The 26071-nt window shown below is 52.9% G+C and carries 23 protein-coding genes and 1 pseudogene; 9 read left to right on the top strand and 15 right to left on the bottom strand.

The window, feature by feature from the left end:
* Nucleotides 1–151: 151 nt before the first annotated feature.
* The 5 genes from narI to EHN13_RS06950 form a co-directional block, all read right to left on the bottom strand.
* On the bottom strand, nucleotides 152–829 hold the full coding sequence (gene narI, locus EHN13_RS06970) for a respiratory nitrate reductase subunit gamma (protein ID WP_048211472.1): 678 nt from the start codon (nucleotides 827–829) through the stop codon (nucleotides 152–154).
* Nucleotides 829–1539 (bottom strand): nitrate reductase molybdenum cofactor assembly chaperone, encoded by a 711-nt coding sequence (gene narJ / locus EHN13_RS06965; RefSeq protein ID WP_048211471.1) that lies wholly within the window; start codon nucleotides 1537–1539, stop codon nucleotides 829–831. The genes narI and narJ overlap by 1 nt, the downstream gene beginning before the upstream one ends.
* A complete protein-coding gene (narH, locus tag EHN13_RS06960) occupies nucleotides 1536–3074 on the bottom strand; it encodes a nitrate reductase subunit beta (RefSeq protein WP_101742308.1) in 1539 nt (512 codons plus the stop codon). Before narH ends, narJ begins: the two co-directional genes overlap by 4 nt.
* Nucleotides 3071–6814, bottom strand: coding sequence for a nitrate reductase subunit alpha (locus tag EHN13_RS06955; protein WP_115601913.1), 3744 nt, complete (start codon nucleotides 6812–6814; stop codon nucleotides 3071–3073). Before EHN13_RS06955 ends, narH begins: the two co-directional genes overlap by 4 nt.
* A 515-nt stretch (nucleotides 6815–7329) precedes the next feature.
* Nucleotides 7330–8721 (bottom strand): NarK family nitrate/nitrite MFS transporter, encoded by a 1392-nt coding sequence (locus EHN13_RS06950; RefSeq protein ID WP_061068016.1) that lies wholly within the window; start codon nucleotides 8719–8721, stop codon nucleotides 7330–7332.
* A 339-nt stretch (nucleotides 8722–9060) separates the two neighbouring features.
* Between EHN13_RS06950 and narX the strand changes: the two genes are divergently transcribed.
* Nucleotides 9061–10857, top strand: coding sequence for a nitrate/nitrite two-component system sensor histidine kinase NarX (gene narX, locus EHN13_RS06940; RefSeq protein ID WP_048211467.1), 1797 nt, complete (start codon nucleotides 9061–9063; stop codon nucleotides 10855–10857).
* Entirely contained in the window at nucleotides 10850–11500 is a 651-nt protein-coding gene (gene narL, locus EHN13_RS06935; RefSeq protein WP_061068018.1) for a two-component system response regulator NarL, read from the top strand. Before narX ends, narL begins: the two co-directional genes overlap by 8 nt.
* 11 nt (nucleotides 11501–11511) lie before the next feature.
* Here the strand turns inward: narL and EHN13_RS06930 are convergent, their stop codons facing one another.
* A complete protein-coding gene (locus tag EHN13_RS06930; protein ID WP_101743258.1) occupies nucleotides 11512–12897 on the bottom strand; it encodes a YchO/YchP family invasin in 1386 nt (461 codons plus the stop codon).
* 175 nt (nucleotides 12898–13072) lie between these two features.
* Here EHN13_RS06930 and EHN13_RS06925 point away from each other — a divergent pair, with 175 nt between their 5' ends.
* Together EHN13_RS06925 and EHN13_RS06920 are read left to right on the top strand one after the other, a co-directional pair.
* Nucleotides 13073–13426, top strand: a complete 354-nt coding sequence (locus EHN13_RS06925) for a DsrE/DsrF/TusD sulfur relay family protein (protein ID WP_005126372.1) — start codon at nucleotides 13073–13075, stop codon at nucleotides 13424–13426.
* A gap of 263 nt (nucleotides 13427–13689) precedes the next feature.
* Nucleotides 13690–13935 carry a DUF1883 domain-containing protein gene (locus EHN13_RS06920; protein ID WP_042318612.1) on the top strand — a complete coding sequence of 82 codons (246 nt, stop codon included), beginning with the start codon at nucleotides 13690–13692 and terminating at the stop codon, nucleotides 13933–13935.
* A gap of 60 nt (nucleotides 13936–13995) precedes the next feature.
* Here the strand turns inward: EHN13_RS06920 and EHN13_RS06915 are convergent, their stop codons facing one another.
* Nucleotides 13996–14691, bottom strand: a complete 696-nt coding sequence (locus EHN13_RS06915) for a gamma-glutamylcyclotransferase (protein WP_101743259.1) — start codon at nucleotides 14689–14691, stop codon at nucleotides 13996–13998.
* Between the two features lie 403 nt (nucleotides 14692–15094).
* On the opposite strand from EHN13_RS06915, the gene chaA reads away from it, so the two are divergent.
* On the top strand, nucleotides 15095–16195 hold the full coding sequence (gene chaA / locus EHN13_RS06910) for a sodium-potassium/proton antiporter ChaA (RefSeq protein ID WP_061068020.1): 1101 nt from the start codon (nucleotides 15095–15097) through the stop codon (nucleotides 16193–16195).
* Between the two features lie 55 nt (nucleotides 16196–16250).
* Here chaA and EHN13_RS24545 read toward each other — a convergent pair.
* Nucleotides 16251–17262, bottom strand: a pseudogene (locus EHN13_RS24545) (amidohydrolase family protein).
* A gap of 70 nt (nucleotides 17263–17332) precedes the next feature.
* Nucleotides 17333–17926, bottom strand: a complete 594-nt coding sequence (locus tag EHN13_RS06900) for a TetR/AcrR family transcriptional regulator (protein ID WP_124021105.1) — start codon at nucleotides 17924–17926, stop codon at nucleotides 17333–17335.
* Between the two features lie 72 nt (nucleotides 17927–17998).
* Between EHN13_RS06900 and bdcA the strand changes: the two genes are divergently transcribed.
* On the top strand, nucleotides 17999–18712 hold the full coding sequence (gene bdcA / locus EHN13_RS06895; RefSeq protein WP_101743261.1) for an SDR family oxidoreductase: 714 nt from the start codon (nucleotides 17999–18001) through the stop codon (nucleotides 18710–18712).
* A 46-nt stretch (nucleotides 18713–18758) separates the two neighbouring features.
* Here the strand turns inward: bdcA and kdsA are convergent, their stop codons facing one another.
* From kdsA to hemA, 6 genes are read right to left on the bottom strand one after another with little or no spacing between them, the layout of a single operon-like run.
* Nucleotides 18759–19613, bottom strand: coding sequence for a 3-deoxy-8-phosphooctulonate synthase (gene kdsA / locus EHN13_RS06890; protein ID WP_048211463.1), 855 nt, complete (start codon nucleotides 19611–19613; stop codon nucleotides 18759–18761).
* Between the two features lie 35 nt (nucleotides 19614–19648).
* Entirely contained in the window at nucleotides 19649–20458 is an 810-nt protein-coding gene (sirB1, locus tag EHN13_RS06885) for an invasion regulator SirB1 (protein WP_048211462.1), read from the bottom strand.
* 3 nt (nucleotides 20459–20461) lie between these two features.
* The gene (gene sirB2, locus EHN13_RS06880; RefSeq protein WP_061068025.1) at nucleotides 20462–20854 is read right to left on the bottom strand and encodes an invasion regulator SirB2; all 393 of its coding nucleotides are present in this window, start codon (nucleotides 20852–20854) and stop codon (nucleotides 20462–20464) included.
* Nucleotides 20851–21684: a peptide chain release factor N(5)-glutamine methyltransferase gene (prmC, locus tag EHN13_RS06875; RefSeq protein WP_124021104.1), complete on the bottom strand. Its 834-nt coding sequence runs from the start codon at nucleotides 21682–21684 to the stop codon at nucleotides 20851–20853. The genes sirB2 and prmC overlap by 4 nt, the downstream gene beginning before the upstream one ends.
* Nucleotides 21684–22766 carry a peptide chain release factor 1 gene (prfA, locus tag EHN13_RS06870; RefSeq protein WP_061068026.1) on the bottom strand — a complete coding sequence of 361 codons (1083 nt, stop codon included), beginning with the start codon at nucleotides 22764–22766 and terminating at the stop codon, nucleotides 21684–21686. Before prfA ends, prmC begins: the two co-directional genes overlap by 1 nt.
* Before the next feature lie 41 nt (nucleotides 22767–22807).
* Entirely contained in the window at nucleotides 22808–24064 is a 1257-nt protein-coding gene (gene hemA, locus EHN13_RS06865) for a glutamyl-tRNA reductase (protein ID WP_040233235.1), read from the bottom strand.
* 304 nt (nucleotides 24065–24368) lie between these two features.
* On the opposite strand from hemA, the gene lolB reads away from it, so the two are divergent.
* From lolB to EHN13_RS24015, 3 genes are read left to right on the top strand one after another with little or no spacing between them, the layout of a single operon-like run.
* Nucleotides 24369–24992, top strand: coding sequence for a lipoprotein insertase outer membrane protein LolB (lolB, locus tag EHN13_RS06860; protein ID WP_048211459.1), 624 nt, complete (start codon nucleotides 24369–24371; stop codon nucleotides 24990–24992).
* Nucleotides 24989–25840 carry a 4-(cytidine 5'-diphospho)-2-C-methyl-D-erythritol kinase gene (gene ispE / locus EHN13_RS06855; RefSeq protein WP_048211458.1) on the top strand — a complete coding sequence of 284 codons (852 nt, stop codon included), beginning with the start codon at nucleotides 24989–24991 and terminating at the stop codon, nucleotides 25838–25840. Before lolB ends, ispE begins: the two co-directional genes overlap by 4 nt.
* A 28-nt stretch (nucleotides 25841–25868) precedes the next feature.
* Entirely contained in the window at nucleotides 25869–26018 is a 150-nt protein-coding gene (locus EHN13_RS24015) for a hypothetical protein (RefSeq protein ID WP_161958608.1), read from the top strand.
* The last annotated feature ends 53 nt before the right edge of the window (nucleotides 26019–26071 follow it).

Below are 26071 nucleotides of genomic sequence, written 5' to 3'. Positions count from 1 at the left end.
ACGTGCCAGCAATTTGCCTGAGGCGCTACGCTTATCAGGCCTACAGAGAACTGACGTCTGTGTAGGCTGGATAAGGCGGTTACGCCGCCATCCGGCGTGCAGAATACAAAAAACCCCGCCGTAGCGGGGTTTGGTGCGTTACAACGCGAAATTAATGACGGGCGCGCACAATCTGATATTTACGTGTCAGATACTCGACTGGCACGCTCCAGATATGTACCAGACGCGAGAATGGGAACAACAGGAACAGCGTCATACCCAGCACAAGGTGCACACGGAAAATAAATGCGACGCCATCCAGATACTGAGACGCTCCGCCATGGAAGGTCACCACTGATTGTGCCCAGTTCACCAGCTTCATCATTTCGCTACCGTCCATATGCTGGGCGGAGAACGGAATGGTCAGCAGGCCCAGTGCACACTGGATAACCAGAACAGACAACACCAGAATGTCGGCTCCCGTGGTCGTTGCACGCACGCGTGGACTAAACAGACGACGTTTCAGCAGCAGTACGCCCCCCACCAGGCACATCACACCACTGGCACCACCGGCAAACATCGCCATCTTTTGCTTCACTTCAAGCGGTAACCACGCTTCGTACATCCAGTGTGGCGTCAGCATCCCCAGGAAATGACCCGCGAAGATGCCAAGGATCCCAATGTGAAACAGGTTTGACGCAAGGTTCATCCCTTTGCGATCCAGCATCTGGCTGGAAGCCGCACGCCAGGTATACTGACCGTAGTCGTAACGTAACCAGCTGCCAATCAGAAAGACAGAACCCGCAATATACGGATAGATGTCAAAGAAGAACGTATTCAGGAAGTGCATTAGTTCTGTCCTCCGGTGGTGATGTTCAGGTACTGCGGCGCAACGGCCCCGGCAAAACGACGCTGGTGAGCAGAAATTTCAGACTCACCACATCCCTGGTCGGCAAAGAATTTCACCTGCTCTTCTTCCCAAACAGCATCCAGTGCCTGCGGCGTGTCGTCACGAACTTCATCCGCAATTTTTTCGGCCACTTTGTCACCGTCGATAGCGGTATTCGCCAGTTTTAACAGCAGATCGAACAGCACCGCGTAACGGCTTTCGCGCTGTTGCAGACGCGCACTGAGCAGCGCCAGAATCGGGGCGATATCCTGCAAGCCACCTAACGCTTCGCTTTTTGGCAACTGTGCGAGGTACTCCAGATACAGCGGCAAGTGATCTGGCAATTCGCGGCTATCGAGTTGTAGCCCGTGCTGCTCATACTGCGCCATCAGGTCAACCATCGCCTGTCCACGATCGCGGGATTCACCGTGAACATGTTCAAACAGCAGTAGCGAAGTCGCACGACCACGGTCGAACAGTTCGCTATAGCTTGCCTGTGCATCCAGCATGTCCTGCGCAGTTAAATCGCGCAGGAAAACGCCCAGAGTCTGGGCATCCTCTTTGTCCAGGTTTTCAGATGACGCGAGTGCATCGAAAAGTTCCTGCTGATGCTGCCACAAGGCAGCATCCGGGTACTCGAGCAGACGCGAAACAATGACGAGTTCAATCATTGGTGCGGCTCCGTTTTGCTGGTCACATCGACAGCATCGATGCGGCGACTGTTGAACAGATTGAATTTAGTATCAGAACCGTGGCAACCATCACCAAAGGTGAAACCACAACCGCTCTTCTCCGGGAATGCTTCACGCGCCAGTTCGCGATGGCTGCTCGGGATCACAAAACGATCTTCATAGTTAGCAATCGCCAGGTAACGATACATCTCTTGTGCCTGAGCTTCGGTCAGCCCGACTTCTTCCAGCGCGCGGGTATCAACTTTACCGTCTACGGTTTCTGCGCGTTTGTAGTGACGCATCGCCAGCATACGTTTCAATGCCCGCAGTACCGGCTGGGTATCACCCGCAGTCAGCAGGTTCGCCAGGTACTGAACCGGGATACGCAGGCTGTCCACGTCTGGCAGAATACCGTTGCTACCCAGTTCACCCGCGTCAGCAGCGGACTGAATCGGAGATAAAGGTGGCACATACCAGACCATCGGCAACGTGCGGTATTCCGGATGCAGCGGCAGCGCCAGCTTCCAGTCCATCGCCATTTTGTATACCGGAGACTGCTGGGCCGCGTCGATTACACTCAGCGGAATGCCATCTTTCAGTGCCTGTTCAATCACCGCTGGATCGTTTGGATCGAGGAATACGTCCAGCTGACTCTGATACAGATCTTTCTCGTTCTCGGTGCTTGCCGCGCTTTCAATCGCATCTGCGTCATACAGCAGCACGCCGAGATAACGAATACGACCTACGCAGGTTTCAGAGCAAACTGTCGGCTGACCGGCTTCGATACGCGGATAGCAGAAAATGCACTTCTCAGATTTCCCGCTCTTCCAGTTGAAGTAGATCTTCTTATACGGGCAACCGGTGATACACATACGCCAGCCACGGCACTTGTCCTGGTCAATCAGCACGATGCCATCTTCTTCACGTTTGTAGATGGCGCCACTTGGGCAGGTCGCCACGCACGCCGGGTTCAGGCAGTGCTCGCACAGACGGGGCAGATACATCATGAAGGTGTTTTCGAACTGGCCGTACATCGCCTTCTGTATATTTTCGAAGTTCTGGTCTTTCGCCAGTTTCTCGAACTCGCCGCCCAGGTCATCTTCCCAGTTCGGACCTTTGGTGATTTTGTCCATACGCTGACCGGTAATCAGCGAGCGCGGACGGGCGATCGGCTGCGCCTTGCTATCAGCAGGTGCGTTGTGCAGCGTCTGGTAGTCGAAATCAAACGGCTCGTAGTAATCATCAATGCCCGGCAGATGCGGGTTAGCAAAGATTTTACCCAGCAGCAGCGCTTTGTTACCCATGCGCGGCACCAGCTTGCCGTTGATTTTACGGATCCAACCGCCCTTCCATTTTTCCTGGTTTTCCCAGTCAGTCGGGAACCCCGTACCTGGCTTCGTTTCAACGTTATTGAACCAGGCATATTCGGCACCTTCACGGCTGGTCCAGACGTTTTTGCAGGTTACTGAACAGGTGTGGCAACCGATGCACTTATCGAGATTCAGCACCATGCCGACTTGTGAACGAATTTTCATTTTACGCTCTCCTGTACCTGGTCATTGCCTTCACCATCCAACCAGTCAATGTTCTTCATCTTACGTACCACAACGAACTCATCACGGTTCGACCCTACGGTGCCGTAGTAGTTAAAGCCGTAGGCCAGATGTGCATAGCCGCCGATCATGTGGGTCGGTTTCGGCGTAATACGCGTTACCGAGTTATGGATCCCGCCACGCTGCTGGGTAATTTCTGAACCTGGCAGGTTCACAATACGTTCCTGCGCGTGGTACATCATGGTCATCCCGGCCGGCACACGTTGGCTGACAACGGCACGGGCGGTTAAGGCACCGTTGCTGTTGAAAACTTCGATCCAGTCGTTATCTTCGATACCCAGTTCTTTCGCATCAACTTCACTCATCCACACGATCGGACCACCGCGTCCCAGCGTCAGCATCAGCAAGTTGTCGCTGTAGGTGGAGTGGATACCCCATTTCTGGTGCGGCGTCAGGAAGTTGAGCGCTTTTTCCGGATTACCGTTAGACTTCTCGCCCATCACCTCTTTCACCGAACGGGTGTCGATTGGCGGACGATAAACCAGCAGGCTTTCACCGAAGTCGCGCATCCACTGATGATCCTGATACAACTGCTGGCGACCAGAAAGCGTGCGCCAAGGGATCAGCTCGTGAACGTTGGTATAACCGGCGTTATAAGACACATGTTCATCTTCCAGACCTGACCAGGTCGGGCTGGAGATAATTTTGCGCGGCTGCGCCTGAATATCACGGAAGCGAATCTTCTCATCTTCTTTGTTCAGCGCCAGATGCGTATGGTCACGTCCGGTAAATTCACTCAGCGCTTCCCAGGCTTTCACGGCAACCTGACCATTTGTTTCCGGTGCCAGGGTGAGGATCATCTCAGCGGCATCAATAGCCGTGTTTAGACAAGGCTGTCCTTTCGCCGGGCCTTCCGCCTTGGTGTAATTGAGCTTACGCAGCAAGTCCATTTCACTCTGGGTGTTCCAGGCAATCCCTTTACCACCGTTACCGATTTTTTCCATCAACGGACCGATAGAGGTGAAGCGCTCGTAAGTTGCCGGGTAATCACGCTCAACGGTCATGATGTGCGGCGCGGTAACACCCGGAATCAGGTCGCATTCGCCTTTTTTCCAGTCCTTCACGTCTAACGGCTGCGCCAGTTCGGCGGCAGAGTCGTGCTGGATTGGCAGCGTCACCACGTCGGTTTCTTTCCCGAGGTGGCCTACGCAGACTTCAGAGAATTTCTTCGCGATGCCTTTGTAGATTTCCCAGTCGCTTTTCGATTCCCAGGCCGGGTCAACAGCGGCAGACAGCGGATGAATAAACGGATGCATATCCGAAGTATTCATATCGTCTTTCTCGTACCAGGTTGCGGTAGGCAGCACGATGTCGGAGTACAGACAGGTGCTCGACAGACGGAAGTCCAGCGTCACCACCAGATCCAGTTTGCCGTCCAGCCCGTTGTCCTGCCATTCCACTTCTTCTGGCTTCACGCCGCCCTGTTTACCCAAATCCAGCCCCTGAATACCGTGCTCGGTACCCAGCAGGTACTTCAGCATGTATTCATGACCTTTACCGGAAGAACCGAGCAGGTTAGAACGCCAAATAAACAGGTTACGCGGATGGTTTTTACCGTTTTCTGGTTGTTCTGCCGCAAAGCGAATAGAACCTTCTTTCAGAGATTTAACGGTGTAATCGACGGGTGTCATCCCAGCTTTTTCCGCCTCACGCGCAATGTACAGCGGGTTAGTACCCAACTGCGGTGCGGACGGCAACCAGCCCATACGCTCGGCGCGTACGTTAAAGTCAATCAAATGACCGCTGTAGCGGGATTTATCCGCCAGCGGAGACAGCAGTTCCTGCGCGGTGACCGTCTCATAGCGCCACTGGCTGGAGTGGTTATAGAAGTAGGAGGTGCTGTTCATGTGACGCGCCGGACGCTGCCAGTCGAGGGCAAACGCTAGCGGCTGCCAGCCTGTCTGCGGACGCAGTTTTTCCTGGCCCACATAGTGGGCCCAGCCGCCACCGCTCTGACCAACGCAGCCGCAGAAAATCAGCATGTTGATCAGGCCACGATAGTTCATATCGAGGTGGTACCAGTGGTTCAGACCCGCGCCGACAATAATCATCGAACGACCGTGCGTCTTGTCGGCATTATCTGCAAATTCACGGGCGATGCGCACGATTTGAGAACGTGAAACACCGGTGATTTTTTCTGCCCACGCCGGGGTATACGCTTTTACGTCATCGTAGCTGGTCGCGCAGTTTTCATCATTCAGACCACGCTCAAGGCCGTAGTTAGCCATGGTCAGATCGTAAACGGTGGTCACCAGAGCCGTAGAGCCATCGGCCAGTTGCAGTCGTTTCACCGGCAGTTTATGCAGCAGAACGTTTTCCAGTTCGACTTTATTGAAGTGTTCAGTTCCTTCGCCACCGAAGTACGGAAAACCGACTTCAGCGATGTCATCCTGACTACCCAGCAGGCTCAGTTGCAGTTCGGTTTCGGCACCAGACGTACCGTCACGCTGCTCCAGGTTCCATTTGCCTTTTTCACCCCAGCGGAAGCCAATTGAACCGTTTGGCGCAACCATTTCGCCGTTGCTGTTAATCGCGACAGTTTTCCATTCCGGGTTGTTTTCCTGGCCCAGAGAATCGACCAAATCTGCCGCACGCAGCATACGCCCAGCGGCATAGTAACCGTCACGCTCTTCAAGCATGACCAACATTGGCATGTCGGTGTAACGGCGCACGTAATCGGTAAAGTACTGGCTTGGGTTGTCGAGATGGAACTCACGCAGCATAACGTGGCCCATCGCCAGCGCCATCGCCGCATCGGTCCCCTGCTTCGGTGCCAGCCACAGGTCGCAAAGCTTGGCGATTTCTGCGTAGTCCGGCGTAATCGCGACAGTTTTGGTACCTTTGTAGCGAACTTCAGTGAAGAAGTGCGCATCCGGGGTACGGGTCTGCGGTACGTTAGAACCCCAGGCGATGATGTAACTGGAGTTGTACCAGTCAGCAGATTCAGGTACGTCTGTCTGCTCACCCCAGGTCTGCGGAGACGCAGGCGGTAAGTCGCAATACCAGTCGTAGAAGCTCAGGCAAGTACCGCCGATCAGCGACAGGTAGCGCGCGCCAGAAGCATAAGAAACCATCGACATTGCCGGGATCGGTGAGAAACCAGCAACGCGGTCAGGACCATAGGTTTTCACGGTATAGACGTTAGATGCCGCAATCAGTTCGTTTACTTCCTGCCAGGAAGAACGGACAAACCCGCCACGACCACGCGCTTGTTTGAAGCTTTTTGCTTTATCGGCGTCTTCGATGATGGAGGCCCAGGCGTCAACGGGATCGCTGTGCAGTCTTTTCGCTTCACGCCACATCTTCATCAGACGTTTGCGCATCAGCGGATATTTGAGGCGATTTGCGCTGTAGAGATACCAGGAATAGCTCGCGCCACGCGGGCAGCCGCGAGGTTCGTGGTTTGGCAGATCAGGACGAGTACGCGGGTAGTCAGTTTGCTGGGTTTCCCAGGTTACCAGACCATTTTTCACGTAGATTTTCCAGCTGCATGAGCCGGTACAGTTTACGCCGTGGGTTGAACGCACGACTTTGTCATGCTGCCAACGCTGGCGGTATCCGTCCTCCCAGTCCCTGTTGGTGTTGAGAAGCTGGCCGTGCCCATCGGCAAAGGTTTCGCCCTTCTGTTTGAAGTAGCGAAACCGGTCCAGGAATTTACTCATCGGTTTTCTCCTGTAGGAGCCTGACGGCTCTCTGATAAATCGACATTGCTTGATTGGGGGTGAAGGTAACGCTCTGAAAGGACGTGATAATTGATAACGATCAAGGCAGGCAGGGATGAAAAATGAGGGTTGGTTTTTACATACCCCCAAAGTGGGATATTGATATTTAACGTAATGAATTGAATTTAAAGGATTTTAAATAATTCACTTATCATGCAAATGTTAAATTCTTTATAAGTGGGTATTAAGGGGTATCCCCCCTGCTTAGCATATTGCGTACGCCGTTCTCACAGGCTGTTGTCATGCCACAATACAAAAGTATGTTGTAACTAATTACAGGCAAAAAAAAGCGCGGTCTAACACCGCGCAATGGATAATCAACCTACACTTCATCCTTCAAACTGCTTCTGCGTTGGCTGCGCTCGTTCTCCCCAGTCACTTACTTCAGTAAGCTCCTGGGGATTTCTCACTTGCCGCCTTGATGCAGTTAGAATGATTTTGTGTATACCTCTTTTTTACTTTTTAGAATGACGTCCGTATACCACCCAGGTGATGACCACGCAGGCGACATAGAAGATCAGAAATACTTTCATCGCACCGACCGGAGAACCGGTTAATGCCAGGGACGTACCAAATGCTTTCGGGATAAAGAAGCCGCCGATCGCACCAATAGCAGAGATAAAGCCCAACGCTGCCGCAGTGTCGGTTGCCGCCTCGCGCATCGCTTTCTCTTCTGAACCGCCTTCAGCTTTCACTCTGTCCATCGTCAGCTTACGGAAGATGACAGAGATCATCTGGAAGGTTGAACCACTCCCCAGCCCGGCCGTCAGGAACAGCGCCAGGAACACGGCGAAGAAGGCAATGAAGTTGCCGCCGACACCGTTTGATGGCAGCGTCAGGAACAATAAGGCACTGAAAATAGCCATCAGCACGAAGTTCACCAGCGTGACGCGGGTCCCGCCCAGACGGTCAGAGATTGCGCCGCCCGCAGAACGCGCCAAAGCGCCAATGAACGGCCCAAAGAAGGCATAATGCAGGATCTGCACTTCCGGGAACTGCGTTTTTGACAGCATCGCGAAACCTGCGGAGAAGCCGATAAAAGAGCCGAAGGTTGCCAGATACAGCAGGCTCATAATCCACAAATGCCCGCGTTTCAGCACCGGCAATTGCTCTTTCAGCGAGGCTTTTGAGGTTGCCAGTTCGTTCATACCGAACCATGCGGCCAGCGTGAAAATAGCGAGGAACGGCACCCAAATCCATGCGGCGTTTGCCAGATACAACTGCGTGCCATCCGGTTGTTCAACGCCATGGCTGCCAAAAGCGGCGAAGATGGACAGTGAGACCACCAGCGGCGCAACCAACTGCATCACGCTGACGCCCATGTTGCCCAGGCCGCCGTTCAACCCCAGCGCGCCGCCCTGTTTCTGTTTTGGAAAGAAGAAGCTGATATTTGCCATGCTGGAAGCAAAGTTCGCACCGGCAAAACCGCACAGCAGGGAGATAATAATAAAGGTACTGAACGGCGTGGTGGTATCCTGCACAGCAAAGCCTAACCACACGCAGGGGATTATCAGGATACCTGTGCTGAACGCTGTCCAGCGTCGTCCACCAAACAGGGGAACCATAAAGGAGTACGGTACGCGCAGCAGCGCGCCGGAAACTGAAGGCAATGCCGTCAGCATAAACAGCTGCTCAGTGGTGAAATTGAATCCCACTTTCGGTAAGTTCACCGCCACTGCGCTAAATAACATCCATACGCAAAACGCCAGCAGCAGACAAGGGACTGAAATCCACAGGTTACGGCTGGCAACTCGTTGACCACGCTGTTCCCAGAAGGCGGGATCTTCCGGCCGCCATTCCGTGATTACAGCTCCAGATGCCCTTTCCGGGGCAGATGAGTGACTCATAGACACCTCTGATACTTGTTTCGATGCCTGCAACATTAGGGTTTACAGCCGGGGGTAAGTTGATATAAATCAAAGGAAAAGGTGTCATTATTAACGCCTAAAATTTATCATTACCCTAAATGAGTACATAACTTCGGTAAAAAAGATGTGGTTTTTCACGCTTCTGTCGCACCCTACTCCCCGACGTCCGGGATCTCTCCCCCTGCCGGCAATTAAGGGGTAGCCCGTTTGAGGTATGGGTATACTCCAGTGTATCGCTGAGAATAGCGGCACTGCCTGCAGCAGAATCGTCATTCAATAAGGTTTTCTGCTCACTGAAAACCCGAAGGAAGAAGTCACATGTTTAAACGTTGTCTTTCCCCGCTTACGCTGGTTAACCAGGTGGCGCTGATTGTTTTGCTGTCTACCGCGCTTGGCGTGGCGGGTATGGCTGTCTCCGGCTGGCTGGTTCAAGGCATTCAGGGTAGCGCTCACGCGATCAATAAAGCCGGCTCGCTACGTATGCAGAGCTACCGTTTGCTGGCTGCCGTACCGCTGGACGCCAGCGATCAACCGCTGCTGGATGAAATGGAACAAACGGCGTTTAGCCCTGAACTGACTCGTGCCGCGCAGCGCGACGGCCAGCAGATCCAGTTAAAGGCATTACAGGATTACTGGCACACCGAACTGGCACCTGGGCTTAAACATGCACAAACGGGGGATGCGGTCGCCGACGACGTTTCACGCTTTGTGACCGGACTGGATAAGTTGGTTACCGCCTTTGACCATACCACGGAGTTGCGTATTGAACGCGTTGTTATGCTGCATCGCCTGATGGCAGTATTTATGGCTCTGCTGCTGGTCTTTACGATTATCTGGCTGCGCGTACGTCTGCTGCAGCCGTGGAAACAACTGCTGGCGATGGCCCGCGCCGTCAGCCAGCGTGATTTTACGCAACGTGCGCATATCAGCGGACGTAATGAGATGGCGGCACTGGGTTCGGCGCTGAACAATATGTCCGAAGAACTGGCCGAAAGTTATGCCGTACTGGAACAGCGGGTGCAGGAAAAAACCGCGGGTCTGGAACATAAAAACCAGATCCTCTCTTTCCTGTGGCAAGCCAACCGCCGTCTGCACTCACAGATACCGTTGTGTGAGCGGCTTTCACCGGTACTCAACGGGTTGCAAAATTTAACGCTGCTGCACGATATTGAGTTGCGGGTTTATGACCTGGAAGATGAAGATAATCATCAGGAATTTACCTGCCAGTCGAGTGCCAGTTGCGATGAAAAAGGTTGTCATCTGTGTCCACGAGGCACACTGCCCGCCATTGATGGTGGCACTACGCTGAAATGGCGGCTGACCGATGCGCATACCCAGTACGGTATTCTGCTCGCCACCTTGCCGTACGGGCGTCATCTCAGTCACGATCAGCAGCAACTGGTCGATACTCTGGTTGAACAACTCACCGCAACACTGGCGCTGGACAGACACCAGGAACGTCAGCAGCAGTTGATCGTGATGGAAGAGCGTGCCACCATTGCTCGCGAACTCCATGATTCTATTGCACAATCGCTCTCCTGTATGAAGATGCAGGTCAGTTGTTTGCAGATGCAGGGCGACGCGCTCCCGGAAAACAGTCGTGAGTTGCTAAGTCAGATTCGTAACGAGCTGAACGCCTCCTGGGCACAGCTACGTGAATTGTTGACGACCTTCCGTTTGCAGTTGACTGAGCCTGGGTTGCGGCCCGCGCTGGAAGCCAGCTGCCAGGAATACAGCGCTCGCTTTGGTTTTACGGTGAAGCTGGATTATCAGTTGCCGCCGCGCCTGGTCCCTTCACATCAGGCGATCCACCTGCTGCAGATTGCCCGTGAGGCCCTGAGTAATGCGCTTAAACACTCTCAGGCCAATGAAGTCATCGTGGCGGTGGTGCAAAATGGCAAACAGGTCAAACTGACAGTGCAAGATAACGGCTGCGGCGTACCAGAAAACGCCGAACGCAGTAACCACTACGGCATGATTATAATGCGCGACCGTGCGCAGAGCTTGCGCGGCGATTGCCGTGTACGCCGTCGCGAGACGGGCGGTACTGAAGTTGCTGTCACTTTTATTCCCGAAACAAACTTCACAGAAGTCCAAGGAGATACCCATGAGTAATCTGGAACCGGCAACCATCCTGTTGATCGACGATCATCCGATGCTGCGCACCGGTGTAAAACAGCTTGTCAGCATGGCGTCCGATATCACCGTGGTCGGCGAAGCCAGTAATGGCGAGCAGGGTATCGAGCTGGCTGAATCACTTGATCCCGATCTGATCCTTCTTGATCTCAACATGCCGGGAATGAACGGTCTGGAAACGCTTGATAAGCTACGAGAGAAATCTCTGTCCGGACGCATCGTCGTTTTCAGTGTTTCCAACCATGAAGAAGACGTCGTGACTGCCCTGAAACGCGGTGCTGACGGCTATCTGTTGAAAGACATGGAGCCAGAAGATCTACTGAAGGCGTTGCAACAGGCTGCCGCCGGTGAAATGGTACTGAGCGAAGCCTTAACCCCGGTTCTGGCCGCCAGCCTGCGCGCTAACCGTGCGACCTCCGATCGTGATGTAACTCAGTTGACGCCACGTGAACGCGATATTCTTAAGCTCATCGCCCAGGGTCTGCCTAACAAGATGATTGCTCGCCGCCTCGATATCACCGAAAGCACGGTAAAAGTGCATGTAAAGCATATGCTGAAGAAAATGAAGCTTAAATCACGCGTTGAAGCCGCGGTATGGGTGCACCAGGAACGCATCTTCTGATAACGCGAGTATTAACGAGGATCATTTCCCGAAACGGCATTAAACGGTTCGGGCAGTGATAGCGTGATCTCATTGGAAGAGACACGCTGGCCCTGCTCGTCTTCCACGACGACCGACAGCCGCCAACGGTTGGTTGCTCCTTCACTGCTATCCCACTTCGGCATAATAACCGTCCAGCCTTGCGCACTACGAGGATGGCTTCCGGCCGTTAAACTCAATGCTTTCGTGTCTCCCTGCCATGTCAGATGACGGATGCCATACTGACTACGCACCTGTAATTTCAACGCTACCGTCCCGCCGGGTTTCAGATCCCACGGCGGTGTTGTCAGAAATACAGATAAGGTTTTACGCTGGCGATACTCCAGCGTTGGCACGCTGTTACGCTGAGGATCGTCATAACGACTCCCGCGCAGCGATCGGCTGTTTGCGACTTCACTCACCATTAACTGTTTTTTTAACGGAACGCCAAAACGATAATTGAGGGTCAATCCCAGATTATTTTGGCTTACCCCGCTTTCGCCCTGTTTATGCTGCGCGGTCACCGTAATCAGCGGCACTGGCGTATAGCTCAGTCCCAGGTTTACCGCCACCGGATTGCGGTAGCCCGTTCCCGAATGGAAAAGGTCTACCCGATCGCCAAAATATTGCTCGACGCTGACGCTGGTATTGAGATGCTCATAAAAGGGTAACCGCATCAACGCAGTAAGGTCGTAGCCCCGCGCCATCCTTTGCTCCTGTGTCGAAGAACGATTCTGCCACGAGGAAAACGGCTGGTAGTAGTTGGCGGATAGCCGCAGATACTCTCCCCACGCCTCGGCGCCGAACCCGCCACGCGGCAGATTCTCATCCAGCAGGTTGTCATAAAAGGTGTTGTAACCCACTAACCAACCGTCACGTACCCAGCGCTGCCCAATCCCCGCATTACTGACCAGGCCTTCGTCCTGCTGCGTCAGTCCCAGCTGGCTCCAGGTGAGATAGCGTTGATTGTCCTGCCACGGGATAAACCAGCTTCCTCGACTGCCGGCAAAGCTACCTTCATTATCCACCTGCAACCCAACGCTGGCATTCCCCCACGGAGAAAGCCAGGATTCCAGTTGCTGATTCACCTGCTCACTGACTGTGTCACGCACCTGGCCAAACGCGAACTGCTTCGCTTGCTCGCCAGTATCAAGGCCGTTATCGGTCATGCTGGCTTCCCCAAACGCTTTAACCATTTCGGCAAAGTGCTTTTCGCCTGCCCGCGACTCCGACGCCATACCGAGATCGGGCAAGCCATCACTATTGTTATCGAAAGGGTTTTCCGCCTGGTGAATAAAAGACGATTGCGCGCTGGCAGTACCGCCTGCAAACGGCAAGAGTGAGAATACTGCGAGAGATAAATAAATATTACGGCTCAAATCGTTAGTGGTTTCTTACATCAATTAGCCACAGCGGCATACTTATCTTAAACCATAACGTCTTCAGCATTGATTTTCAGCCCTTCCTTCCTTTTTCGGCATTATCCTGGCATCGGGAAATAGGTGTAACATACGTGTCAGTTATTAACGCTCACATGCAGCAACAGGAGTAAAAATGCAAAAGATAGTGATCATCGCGAACGGTGCAGCCTATGGAAGCGAGTCGTTATTCAACAGTCTGCGTCTGGCCATCGCTCTGCGCGAGCAGGAGGGCAGCCTCGACCTGCGTCTGTTTTTAATGTCGGATGCCGTCACTGCAGGGCTGCGCGGGCAGAAACCGGGGGAAGGTTATAATATTCAGCAAATGCTGGAAATCCTGACAGCACAAAACGTTCCGGTAAAACTCTGCAAAACCTGTACCGATGGCCGCGGGATCACCGCTCTGCCGTTAATTGATGGCGTTGAAGTCGGTACGCTGGTGGAACTGGCTCAGTGGACGCTGGCAGCAGATAAGGTTTTGACCTTCTGATGCCAACACTTTCAGGCAAGCGTACTGAAAGTGCCGGTAATTTCCCGATTTAATCTCAGATGGGCGCGGTTTCGTTAAACGTAAGCTCGCCCTTTCAACCCTTTTAAGGGATTTTGTCATTTTTGTTTAATCGTTATGCCATTTTTTGATCAAAATCAGCATCCTGCCCCCTCCCCTTTGGTGTTATGCAATGAGTGAAATGTGAACAACATCACGCAGCACTTTCGACAGAAAGTACGTTGTTTTCAAGAACGGGGTGAAAAATGGCATTAGTGAAGGCAAGTTTGAAATTATTTGGTGGAGATACGGTGGTGGTACGCTGTTCGGAGCGTTGTCACATCCATCTGATGAGCGAGAAAAATCACGTCAAAGACACGCAGACCGACATTTTAAGCGTGCAGAATCGTGATAACGCATGGCTGACTGTACCGTATACCGGCGTCTGGAACGTGCTGATCGACAGCCACAGCCAGTCTCTGGAGCATTCAATCAGTTATATTGCAGCCTGATGATGTACTGCCCGAAAGCATCTACGCTTATCGGGCACACAACAGATAACCTGGCAACGCCTAGGCAAATCCGGGTCGCATGACGCCTTCCGGCAGGTTCTCTCCCAACAATCTTTTGACCGTAATCACCAGATCGTTAAGACAGTCATCCTGCATGCCCAACTTCACCAATTCCTGTTCCAGCGAGAACAGATATTGCGCGTTAGTTCCCAATGGCCCACTGGCAGAAGCAATAAGCGGCGCGATAACCTGAGCACGGGTATCGGACTCAAACAATGGATGTCGCGGATCCATAATAAAGACCAGCGCACTCACCGTTCGGCCATCATCCAGCGTGAGCTGACACCACGTTGGCAGGTAGCAACCCGTGATCATTTCACGCTTCCACAGCAGGGACAGCTCTTGCTCCAGCGATGCATCCGGTAAACGGTATGCCACACCCGTAGTGCGCCCCCCCTCTTTCAGGGCCAACATCCGTCCCGGCTGACACGCCGTTCCTCGCCCTGCCGTCAGGCGCAAACAAAATGCGCGATGCCAGCCGACTAACGTCCCGGTACAGGACTCTTCAAACTCTAACGCCGGGTTCCACATCAACGATCCATAACCAAAGATCCACACCGGTCCATCATCTGGACGGCAGGCAAGCGTGGCGGCCAGTGAGGCTGCCCGTTGTTCCGCCGACCAGAGTAGTGATTCTTCAATATCACCAAATGCCGTCTTACAGTCAGCATTCAATAAAAAATCACGCGTTAACACCTTACACCTCCGCCACTGCGACTTCCCTGCGACAACTTTTTTGACGCCTTCCAGGCTTTTTTACTGCTCATTTTGAAACCAATACCAGGACAATAGGCAATTCATCGACTGCATGCAAGGCAACAAAGGCTCAACGGCACTTTATATCCTCTTTTTATGTCCCGGTCTGGCGCGACCGTCAGCATCTCATCGTGTGATATTTTGATTGATTTAGAAATCTAACATCTTGTTATTTAAATGCTCTCTAAACAAGACACACCATTTTGCTCACTTTGATGCAAAAAATGGTCCATGCCGTAAAATTACGTAAAATCAGATCGGAAATACCGAAAGATCTGTTATTTTTTACATTCTTTAATACATTTATAATTATAAGCACCTGCAGAGATGGAGAATTAATTACATGACACATGCACATGAGGCGGTAAAAACCCGCCACAAGGAGACCTCACTCGCCTTTCCGATTTTGGCGCTGGTAGTACTGTTCTTTTGGGGGAGCAGTCAGTCACTACCAGTGGTCATCGGCATTAACGCACTAGCTCTTATTGGTATATTAAGTAGCGCATTCAGCGTTGTCCGTCATGCAGACGTATTAGCTCACCGACTTGGTGAACCCTATGGCTCGCTGATTCTCAGCCTTTCGGTGGTTATTCTCGAAGTCAGTTTAATTTCCGCATTAATGGCAACTGGTGACGCCGCACCCACGCTAATGCGCGATACGCTCTATTCAATCATTATGATCGTAACCGGTGGGCTGGTCGGGTTTTCATTACTGTTGGGTGGCCGCAAATTTGCCACCCAGTATATGAACCTGTTCGGTATTAAGCAGTATTTAATTGCTCTATTTCCGCTGGCCATTATCGTGCTGGTATTCCCGATGGCATTACCGGGAGCGAATTTCACCACCGCACAGGCACTGCTGGTAGCCTTAATTTCAGCAGCAATGTACGGCGTATTTTTGCTGATCCAGACTAAAACACACCAGAGCCTGTTCATTTACGAACATGAAGATGAGGGGGACGGCGATGACCCACATCACGGTAAACCTTCAGCGCACAGCAATCTGTGGCACGCAGCCTGGCTTGTCATCCATTTGATTGCCGTTATTGCCGTTACCAAAATGAATGCCAATCCGCTGGAAACATTACTCACTGAGCTGAATGCACCAGTGGCATTTACCGGTTTCCTGGTGGCGTTGCTTATTCTCTCCCCTGAGGGTTTAGGTGCGTTGAAAGCAGTACTGAACAATCAGGTGCAGCGAGCGATGAATTTATTCTTCGGCTCAGTACTTGCCACCATCTCACTGACCGTACCCGTCGTCACACTGATTGCCTGGGCAACAGGGAATGACCTGGTGTTCGCGCTGGGCGCACCAGAGATGATTGTCATGGTTTCTTCGCTGGTGCTGTGCCATATCTCCTTCTCCACCGGACGCACCAATGTGCTCAACGGTGCAGCGCATCTGGCACTGTTTATCGCCTACCTGATGACGATATTCGCCTGATAATCAACTCAGGTGCAACCCACGGCCCTTTGCAGGGCCGTTTTTTTATCCTGGTTTATTGCTCCGGGTAGACCTGTTGGCCATCCACAAACGTTAATAGCGCTTGTGTCTGGTGCAGTTTATCTGCAGTAACTGCCAGAACATCCTGATCCAGAACGGCAAAATCAGCGAGCTTGCCAGCGCGCAAACTCCCTCTCTGCTGTTCGGCAAATGCCAGCCAGGCGGCATTTAGCGTATACATTTTTAACGCATCTTCCCGGCTGATCCGACGTTCCTCATCACGTACAGAGCCGTCGAGCGCTTTCCCCGTCACATGGTATTCAATGGCATGCCACACACCCGCAACGCCAATTCTTGTCGCATCCGTTCCCCCTGCAACGATCACGCCTTGCTCTAGTGCGGGTTGAATGGGGGATGACTGTGCTGCAACGGTTTTACCATTAGCGCGTTCAATGGCGGGAGATTCAAAATATGGCCCCATCTGCACGGAATAGGCTAAACCTAATTGCTTCATCCGGGCTATCGTCTCTGCCGTACCGGTATTTAAATGGGCTATTGACCAGCGAAGCTGGGTAATATCATGCGTTTGCAGGGTTTGCAGGCAGCGCCTGATTCAGTTCCTGTAGGGTGGGATCTCGCTTTTCAACAAATTGTTCAGGTATCCATGATCCCACCACGGCCACCCACTGCGCTGCGTTTTTCTCTTCTGCCGATTGCGACAGTTTGCGCAGAGCATCAGGTATAGTTTTAGCATCAAACCAGTAGGTTTCGAATAAGAACGTCCTTCCTCCGCGAATACCATGCAGATGCGTATCAATTAATCCGGGGATCACCGTTTTACCCGCAAGATTAATTTCTCGCGTATTCTGCCCTGACCATTTTTTAATCTCTTCATTATTTCCGACAGCAATAATGTGTTGCCCTTTTACCGCCAGAGCCTGCGCGTTTGGCTGTTGTTCGTCCATGGTAATAAGCTGGCCGTTATACAAAACAACATCAGCTTTATCCTGTGCAGAAGCCAAAAAGGATGTCCCCATCAGCATTACAGCCAACGCCATATTACGCATCGCAGGAGGAGGTGTTTTGAAGCAAAGGCCCATTTTACTCATCATGTTTATCTTCCTTTCTTGTGCAAAGCTAATCAGGAAACCTGTGCCGAAACGCAAGGCTGGCAAGTTGCGCGCTGGATACCAGTTGTTCAAGCGAGTGTCCGCAACGCGCTTTTCCCGACAAACCCAACATCGTGGTACAGACGTAATCGGTCATACTTTTCGCCTCTTCGGGGTAACGCTGGGCAATAAAGTTATGGATCTTATTTTCAGCTACCGAGTAGAACGCACGGGCGGCATTGCGTGCCTCAGGGTCATTGCAATGTGTTCCTTCCAGCACTAAACATCCTGCCGCATCGGGATCGGCTGCGTAATGACGTGCCGCCTCCTCAAGCAGCGTTGCCAGACAGTCAGCAACAGGTCTGTCGGCACATAAAATATCGTCAAAAGGGATCGCATCGGTTTGTACGTAACGGCTCAATACTCGTTGATAAAGGCCGAGCTTATTCCCAAAAGCAGCGTAGAAACTGGGGGGTTTGATACCCAGTACCTGAGTGACATCCGCCACGCTAACGGTATCGTAGCCGTGAGCGTGAAATAAACGTTGTACCGTCGCAACCGCCTGTTCTGGGTCAAAATTACGTGGTCGACCCGGCGCGCGTGAGCATTTTGTAGTGACCATTATAAATCCATTGACAGAAAACCATGCGCCCATTATATATCGATCACTACATAATTGTTCAAGGAGTATCTGATGTCTTCATTCAAGGGTAAATCGGTGCTGGTTCTTGGTGGTAGTCGTGGGATCGGTGCGGCAATTGTACGCCGCTTTGCCGCGGAGGGCGCATCCGTCACCTTCACGTATTCCGGCTCTCCTGACGCCGCCAAAGCGCTGGCCGATGAGACTGGCACCCATACGGCGCAAACCGACAGCGCCAGACGCGAGGACGTTATCGCACGGGTGCGGGAAAGTGGCCCGTTAGATGTGCTGGTCGTTAACGCTGGGATTATCCTGTTCGGCGACGCGTTGGAGCAGGATCCTGATGAAGTTGAACGTCTTTTCCGCATTAATATTCACGCCCCCTACTACGCCGCGGTGGAGGCTGCACGCCAGATGCCTGATGGAGGACGAATCATTATTATCGGTTCAGTAAATGGTGACCGTATGCCCATCGCCGGTATGGCCTCTTATGCGTTGAGCAAGTCGGCACTACAAGGGATGGCGAGAGGGTTGGCTCGTGATTTTGGTCCGCGTGGTATTACGGTGAACGTTGTGCAACCTGGCCCGATTGATACCGATGCCAATCCGGCAGAAGGCCCGTTGAAAGAGCTGATGCACAGCTTTATGGCACTAAAACGACATGGGCGACCGGAAGAAGTTGCCGGAATGGTTGCCTGGCTTGCTGGACCTGAAGCAGGGTTTGTGACAGGCGCAATGCATACTATTGACGGCGCGTTTGGCGCCTGACGGAAATAACAGGCCGGAGGAATATCCCCCGGCCTGTTGAACGCTCTTAGTTTTCAGTATCCAGCTCGTCGAAGCTTTTCACCAGGTCATCAATGGCTTTAATCTGCGTCAGGAACTGTTCCAGTTTCGCCAGCGGCAGCGCGGATGGACCGTCGCATTTAGCATGGGCTGGATCCGGGTGCGCTTCAATGAACAGACCCGCCAGGCCTACCGCCATACCGGCGCGAGCCAGTTCGGTGACCTGTGCACGACGACCGCCGCTTGCTGCGCCAAACGGGTCGCGGCACTGCAGCGCGTGGGTGACGTCAAAAATCACCGGAGAGTTACCGGAAACTTTCTTCATCACGCTAAAGCCCAGCATATCGACAACCAGGTTGTCATAACCAAAGTTCGCACCACGGTCGCACAGGATAACCTTGTCGTTACCGCCTTCATGGAATTTATCCACGATGTTGCCCATCTGACCCGGGCTTACGAATTGCGGTTTTTTCACGTTAATAACAGCGCCCGTTTTCGCCATCGCTTCTACCAGGTCGGTCTGACGAGCAAGGAATGCCGGCAGCTGAATCACATCCACCACATCGGCAACAGGCTGTGCCTGGCTGGCTTCATGAACGTCGGTGATCACTTTTACGCCAAACGTCTGCTTCAGTTCCTGGAAGATTTTCATCCCTTCTTCAAGACCTGGCCCACGGTAAGAGTGGATGGAAGAACGGTTGGCTTTATCAAAGGAGGCTTTGAACACGTAAGGGATACCCAGCTTTTGAGTAACGGTTACGTAGTGCTCACAAATGCGCATCGCCAGATCGCGGGATTCCAGCACGTTCATTCCGCCAAACAGCACGAACGGCAGGTCATTTGCCACGTTGATGTCGCCAATGCTAACCACTTTTTGTTTCATAGGATCGCCTTAAACGGTAGGTAAAGTGTTATTAATCAATGCAATACAATTTGCTTGTGCGAAATAGTATTAATCTGCGCACGGATCATTTCGCTGATCGGGTCTTCCGGACACTGCTCAACGAAATAACTTAAATCAGTCAGCGCAACATGTTCACATTCCAGCTGCGCGTAGATTAATCCGCGATCGCGTATTTCATACGGATCCTCAGGATTAAACTGCAGTAATGCTTCGCTGGCTCGCAGCGCCAGTTCCATTTGTCGCTCTTCCATTAGCGATGATTTCAGCGTGTCGAGCAGTTTGCGGATCACTTCCGCGTTATCCGCTTCGTCAAGATCCTCGTTGAACAGTTCAGCAACCGGGCTAATGTTACCCTTCAGCCACACTTCCAACGTGTGTTCATTTAACGTTTCGCCATTGAACGGATTGATTAGCCACATTTCACCATCGAGCGATTCAATACGCAGGATGAGTTGTGTCGGGAAAATCACCGGTACCAACGGCAGATCCAGTCGGTTAGCAATCCACAATAAGATGGCACCGAGTGAAACCGCACTGCCCTGACGATTTTTCAGAACCTGGTCGAGCCATAGTGCATCAGAAAGACGATAGACGCCGTGGGTGTCCGTAAAACCCCATTCGCCGTAAAAAAGTGCCAGCAGTTTATCCAGTTGCTCATCCTGAGACAGGAGCTGGCTAATTTCTTCTTGCGCCAGACCAACCAGACGTTCCAGTTCGTCATAGACAGTTTGTGTTGGAAAATCCAGACGGATAGACTCCGACGCCAGGATCATCCCATCACACAACGGCGCTTTATTAAATTCGAAATCAGCTAACGACCTCATGACTTACCCCAGTAACGGTATTTTTGTGGTGGCGAGTTTAATGATGATGTACAGCACCACCAGCGCCAGCGGAAATGCGATTAATCGCGCCTGCTGACTGCGCGCCCGACGGTAATCGAGCGCAATAAAACCCAAAACGATGTAAATGATAACCCCAAACAGCTTTTCAGTCAGCCATGTCCCCTGCTCGGTGAATGGCAGGATGTGCGTTTTAGCGATCAACGCCACGCCGCTGAGGAGTAAAACGGTATCAATGATCGGTGGCAGAATACGCGTCCAGCGCGATGATGCAAGACGTGTATTGGTAGAACGCCACCAAAAACGCAACGTGAGTAGCCCGACAGAAAGCACGATGCTAACGAGATGAATAGTAAGTAGTGTGCTGAACGAATTCATGATGGGATGCGCCCGAGCGTAATCCGCTCGTTGCCGCCATAGTCACGACAGGTTTCAACCGCCTGGTAACCTGCGCGGGTAAACGCGTCGCGTACCGCCTCACCCTGTTGCCAGCCATGTTCCAGCAACAGATAACCGCCGGGCGTTAGCATGTGTCGAGACTGATCAATGATATGCACGATATCCGCCATACCCTGCTCGCCCGCTACCAGTGCCGATAGCGGCTCAAAACGTACATCGCCCTGCGCCAGGTGAGGATCCTGCTCGTCGATGTACGGCGGGTTACTGACGATCATCTCAAACTGCTGCCCCTGCAAAGCACTGAACCAGTCACTTTGCAACACATGCACATTGTCGATAGCCAGATTTTGTCGATTGCGGTTTGCCAGGTTTACGGCATCCGGCATGCGGTCAACTGCTGTCACCGTGCAATCCGGACGCTCAGACGCCAGCGCCAGCGCGATGGCGCCTGTACCGGTTCCCAAGTCGAGAATACGGCACGGCGAGGCAGGCAAACGCGCCAGTGCCTGTTCAACCAGGCACTCGGTATCCGGGCGTGGAATAAGCGTAGCCGGAGACACAAACAGCGGCAGCGACCAGAACTCGCGCACACCAGTCAGATGTGCCACCGGCTCACCCCGCTGACGGCGTTCCAGTAATGTACCGAGCCGTTGATGCTGCGCCTCGGTTAACACCGTTTCGCCGAACGCCAGAATAAAGGTGCGCCCCTTACCGGTGACAAACTCGAGTAAAATCTCGGCGTCGCGGCGCGGGCTTTCGCTTGCCTGTAATTGGCTTATCGCTTCACGCAGCCAGTGCTGATAGTCCATTAATCTTGCTCGGACAACGCCGCCAACTGGTCGGCCTGGTATTCCTGGACGATTGGCTCAATGAGCATATCCAGTTTACCTTCCATCGCTTCATCCAGACGGTAAAGTGTCAGGTTGATGCGGTGATCGGTCACACGCCCCTGCGGGAAGTTATAGGTACGGTTGCGATCGCTGCGATCGCCACTGCCCAACAGGTTGCGACGTTCAGAGGCTTCCGCCTGCTGACGCCTGGCCACTTCGGCGGCACGAATACGCGCGCCCAGCACTGACATCGCTTTCGCTTTGTTTTTATGCTGTGAACGTTCGTCCTGACACTCCACCACAATGCCGGTCGGCAAGTGGGTAATACGGATAGCGGAGTCGGTGGTGTTAACGTGCTGACCCCCAGCGCCGGATGAGCGGAAGGTATCAATACGCAGATCGGCTGGGTTGATATCCGGCAGTTCTGCTTCCGGCAGTTCCGGCATCACCGCTACCGTACAAGCGGAAGTATGGATACGCCCTTGAGATTCGGTCGCCGGTACGCGCTGTACGCGATGACCGCCGGACTCAAATTTCAGCCGACCATACACGCCATCACCGCTGACTTTGGCAATAATTTCTTTGTAGCCACCATGTTCGCCTTCGTTGGCGCTCATGATCTCTACCCGCCAGCGACGCGATTCAGCGTAACGGCTGTACATGCGGAACAGATCGCCGGCAAACAGCGCCGCTTCATCACCACCGGTTCCCGCACGCACTTCGAGGAAGGCGTTACGTTCATCATCAGGATCGGTTGGCAGCAGCAGAACCTGCAGATGCTGTTCCAGTTGTTCACATTTTTCTTTTGCTTCGCGCAGTTCATCCTGCGCCATTTCACGCATTTCAGGATCGTCGAGCATCATCTGTGCCGTTTCGATATCTTCCTGAACCTGTTGCCAGTCCGTAAAACAACGGGAAACATCACTTAATTGCGCATATTCGCGCGACAATGCACGAAAGCGTTCCTGGTCTGCGATAGTTCCCGCATCACCGAGCAGCGCCTGAACTTCTTCATGGCGTTCATGCAGGGCTTCCAGTTTGGCAACGATAGAAGGCTTCATAGGCGTAAATGCACCCTGTAAAAAATGAGATTGGTGTATTGCTACTCCAGCCCGAGGCTGTCGCGCAGAATATTCAGGCGTTCACTGTCCCCGTCACGGGCGGCCTGTTGAAGTGATTTGGTTGGTGCGTGGATCAGGCGGTTAGTCAGCTTCCACGCCAGGTCCTGCATAATGGCTTGCGCATCACCGCCCTGTTCCAGAGCAGCCAACGCTTTAGCGGTCAGTTCATCACGGATTTGTTCAGACTGACTGCGATAATCGCGGATGGTCTCGCTTGCGCTTTGTGCTCGCAGCCAGGCCATAAACTCGCTGGTTTCCTGCGCAACGATGGTTTCCGCTTCCACGGCGGCCGCTTTGCGCTGCGCCAGGTTATGCGAAATGATGCTTTGCAGGTCGTCAACACTGTACAAATAGGCGTTGGACAGTTTGCCCACTTCCGGTTCAACATCGCGTGGTACCGCAATATCGACCAGCAGCATAGGCTGATTACGGCGATTTTTTAGCGCACGTTCGACCATCCCCTTGCCAATAATAGGCAGCGGGCTGGCGGTAGAGCTGATAATAATATCGGCATCCTGTAAGCGGGCATCAATATCGCTCAGAGAAATCACCTCGGCGCCGACTTCATCGGCCAGCACCTGCGCACGCTCACGTGTGCGGTTAGCGATGATCATCTTCTTCACTTTGTGCTCACGCAGATGTCGCGCCACCAGCTCGATGGTCTCGCCGGCACCCACTAACAACACGGTTACCGTGGAAAGGGATTCAAAGATCTGCCGCGCCAGGGTACAGGCAGCAAACGCGACGGACACCGCGCTGGCACCGATATCCGTTTCTGTGCGTACACGCTTCGCGACAGAGAATGATTTCTGGAACATACGTTCCAGCGCACTGGCGTTCAGATGGCCTTTTTGCGAGTCCGCAAACGCTTTTTTCACCTGCCCCAGAATTTGTGGCTCGCCAAGCACCAGCGAATCCAGACCGCTGGCGACACGCATCAGATGGCTGACGGCGTCGTTGTCCTGGTGCCAGTACAGGCTACTGCGCAGGTCTTCTTCGTTCAGATTGTGGTACTCACACAGCCAGCGAATCAGCGCTTCCTGCAGGTTATCCTGCTCTTCTACGCTGAGATACAGCTCTGTGCGGTTACACGTCGACAGCACTACCCCGCCCTGCACCATTGGCTGCGCAAGCAGGCTGTCCAGCGCCTGATCGAGCGTATCCGGCGAAAACGTTACGCGTTCTCGCAGCGATACAGGTGCCGTTTTATGGTTAATACCAAGCGCTAAAAGGGTCATGTGTGCGGGAATAGTACCAGCGTTGATAAGGTTAGACTGGGTGCATCATACAGGATGCGTGCAGCCAATAAAAGAGACTGCCCCCTTTTGGAGTAATAGCTTACGGTTTAAATTAAGATAACGTGACCGTAGACGATATTCACGGTCGGCGCTAGCATTAAGGGTTATAACTGCAACCGCTGGCATGATTTTGCCGGATGGCGAAAAACGCGTCTTTTCCGACCTGCGGATTCAGTTTGTAGGCCTGATAAGCGCCGCGCCATCAGGCAATTAATGCACCGTATTACAAGGATTTGTCATCATTATGACCCTGCCTGATTTTCGCCTGATTCGCCTGCTGCCGCTGGCGGCCCTGGTTCTTACTGCCTGTACGCTCAACGCGCCGAAAGGTCCCGGCAAAAGCCCTGACTCTCCGCAGTGGCGCCAGCACCAGCAGGAAGTGCGCGCCCTGAACCAATATCAGACACGCGGTGCGTTTGCCTATATTTCCGACCAGCAGAAAGTGTATGCCCGCTTTTTCTGGCAGCAAACTGGCCAGGATCGCTATCGCCTTCTGCTAACCAATCCGTTGGGCAGTACCGAACTGGAACTGAACGCGCAACCGGGCAACGTGGAACTCGTCGACAACAAAGGGAAGCACTACACCGCTGACGACGCCGAAGAGATGATTGGTAAACTGACCGGCATGCCTATTCCATTGAACAGCTTGCGCCAGTGGATCCTGGGTCTGCCGGGAGACGCCACCGATTATAAACTTGACGACCAATATCGTCTGAGCGAAGTGAATTACAGTAAAGATGGCAAAAGCTGGAAAGTCGTGTACAGCGCCTACGACAGCAAAACGCAGCCGGCGATGCCTGCAAATATGGAGCTGTCCGACGGCTCCCAGCGCATTAAGCTGAAAATGGATAACTGGATTGTGAAATGATGACCCGTTGGCCCTCTCCGGCAAAATTGAATTTATTTCTATACATCACCGGGCAGCGTGCGGACGGTTATCACACGCTGCAGACGTTGTTCCAGTTTCTGGATTACGGCGATACGATAGATATTGCGCTGCGCAGCGACGGTGAAATTCACCTGTTAACGCCCGTTGATGGGGTTGAGCATGAAGACAACCTGATCGTTCGCGCAGCGCGTTTGCTAATGACAACGGCGTCTGAAAGCAATCGTCTTCCCAAAGGGAGCGGCGCGGACATCAGTATCGACAAACGCCTGCCGATGGGCGGCGGCCTCGGTGGTGGCTCATCGAATGCCGCCACCGTTTTAGTGGCGCTGAATCATCTGTGGCAGTGTGGGTTGTCTGTAGATGAACTGGCAATACTGGGCTTAACGCTGGGCGCCGACGTACCGGTATTCGTTCGCGGTCACGCAGCCTTTGCTGAAGGCGTAGGAGAAATTCTGACGCCGGTCAATCCAGCAGAAAAATGGTACCTGGTCGCCCATCCGGGAGTCAGTATTCCAACGCCGGTGATTTTTAACGATCCTGACCTCCCCCGTAACACGCCAAAAAGGTCAATAGAAACGTTACTAAAATGTGAATTCGGCAATGATTGCGAGGTTATCGCAAGAAAACGTTTTCGCGAGGTTGATGCGGCGCTTTCCTGGCTGTTAGAATACGCGCCGTCGCGCCTGACTGGTACAGGGGCTTGTGTCTTTGCTGAATTTGACACTGAGTCTCGTGCTCGCCAGGTGCTTGAGCAAGCCCCGGATTGGCTCAAAGGCTTTGTGGCGAAAGGTGTCAACCTCTCCCCATTGCACAGAGCGCTACTCTAAATCATTTGGGTTTCAGGAAGATGGCGAGATGACGAATCGCCAGACACATACAAAAGTATGTGACTGGTGTGAGAAATTGATGCCAGCACGTGAAACGCGGCTGATGACGAGTAAGCCGGGCAAGCTGAGTTGCGGTGACAACGTCACCCTGTTCCAGACGTTGCATCGCGCTCTTTAATACACCGCCTGGAGAGGATACTGCCTGGCCCGCACAGTTTTCGGCAGATTCTT

The organism is Citrobacter youngae, assembly GCF_003818115.1.
Lineage (GTDB): Bacteria > Pseudomonadota > Gammaproteobacteria > Enterobacterales > Enterobacteriaceae > Citrobacter > Citrobacter youngae.
The sequence above is the reverse complement of the archived record's forward strand: the minus strand, read 5'-3'. Positions and strand labels throughout refer to the sequence as shown.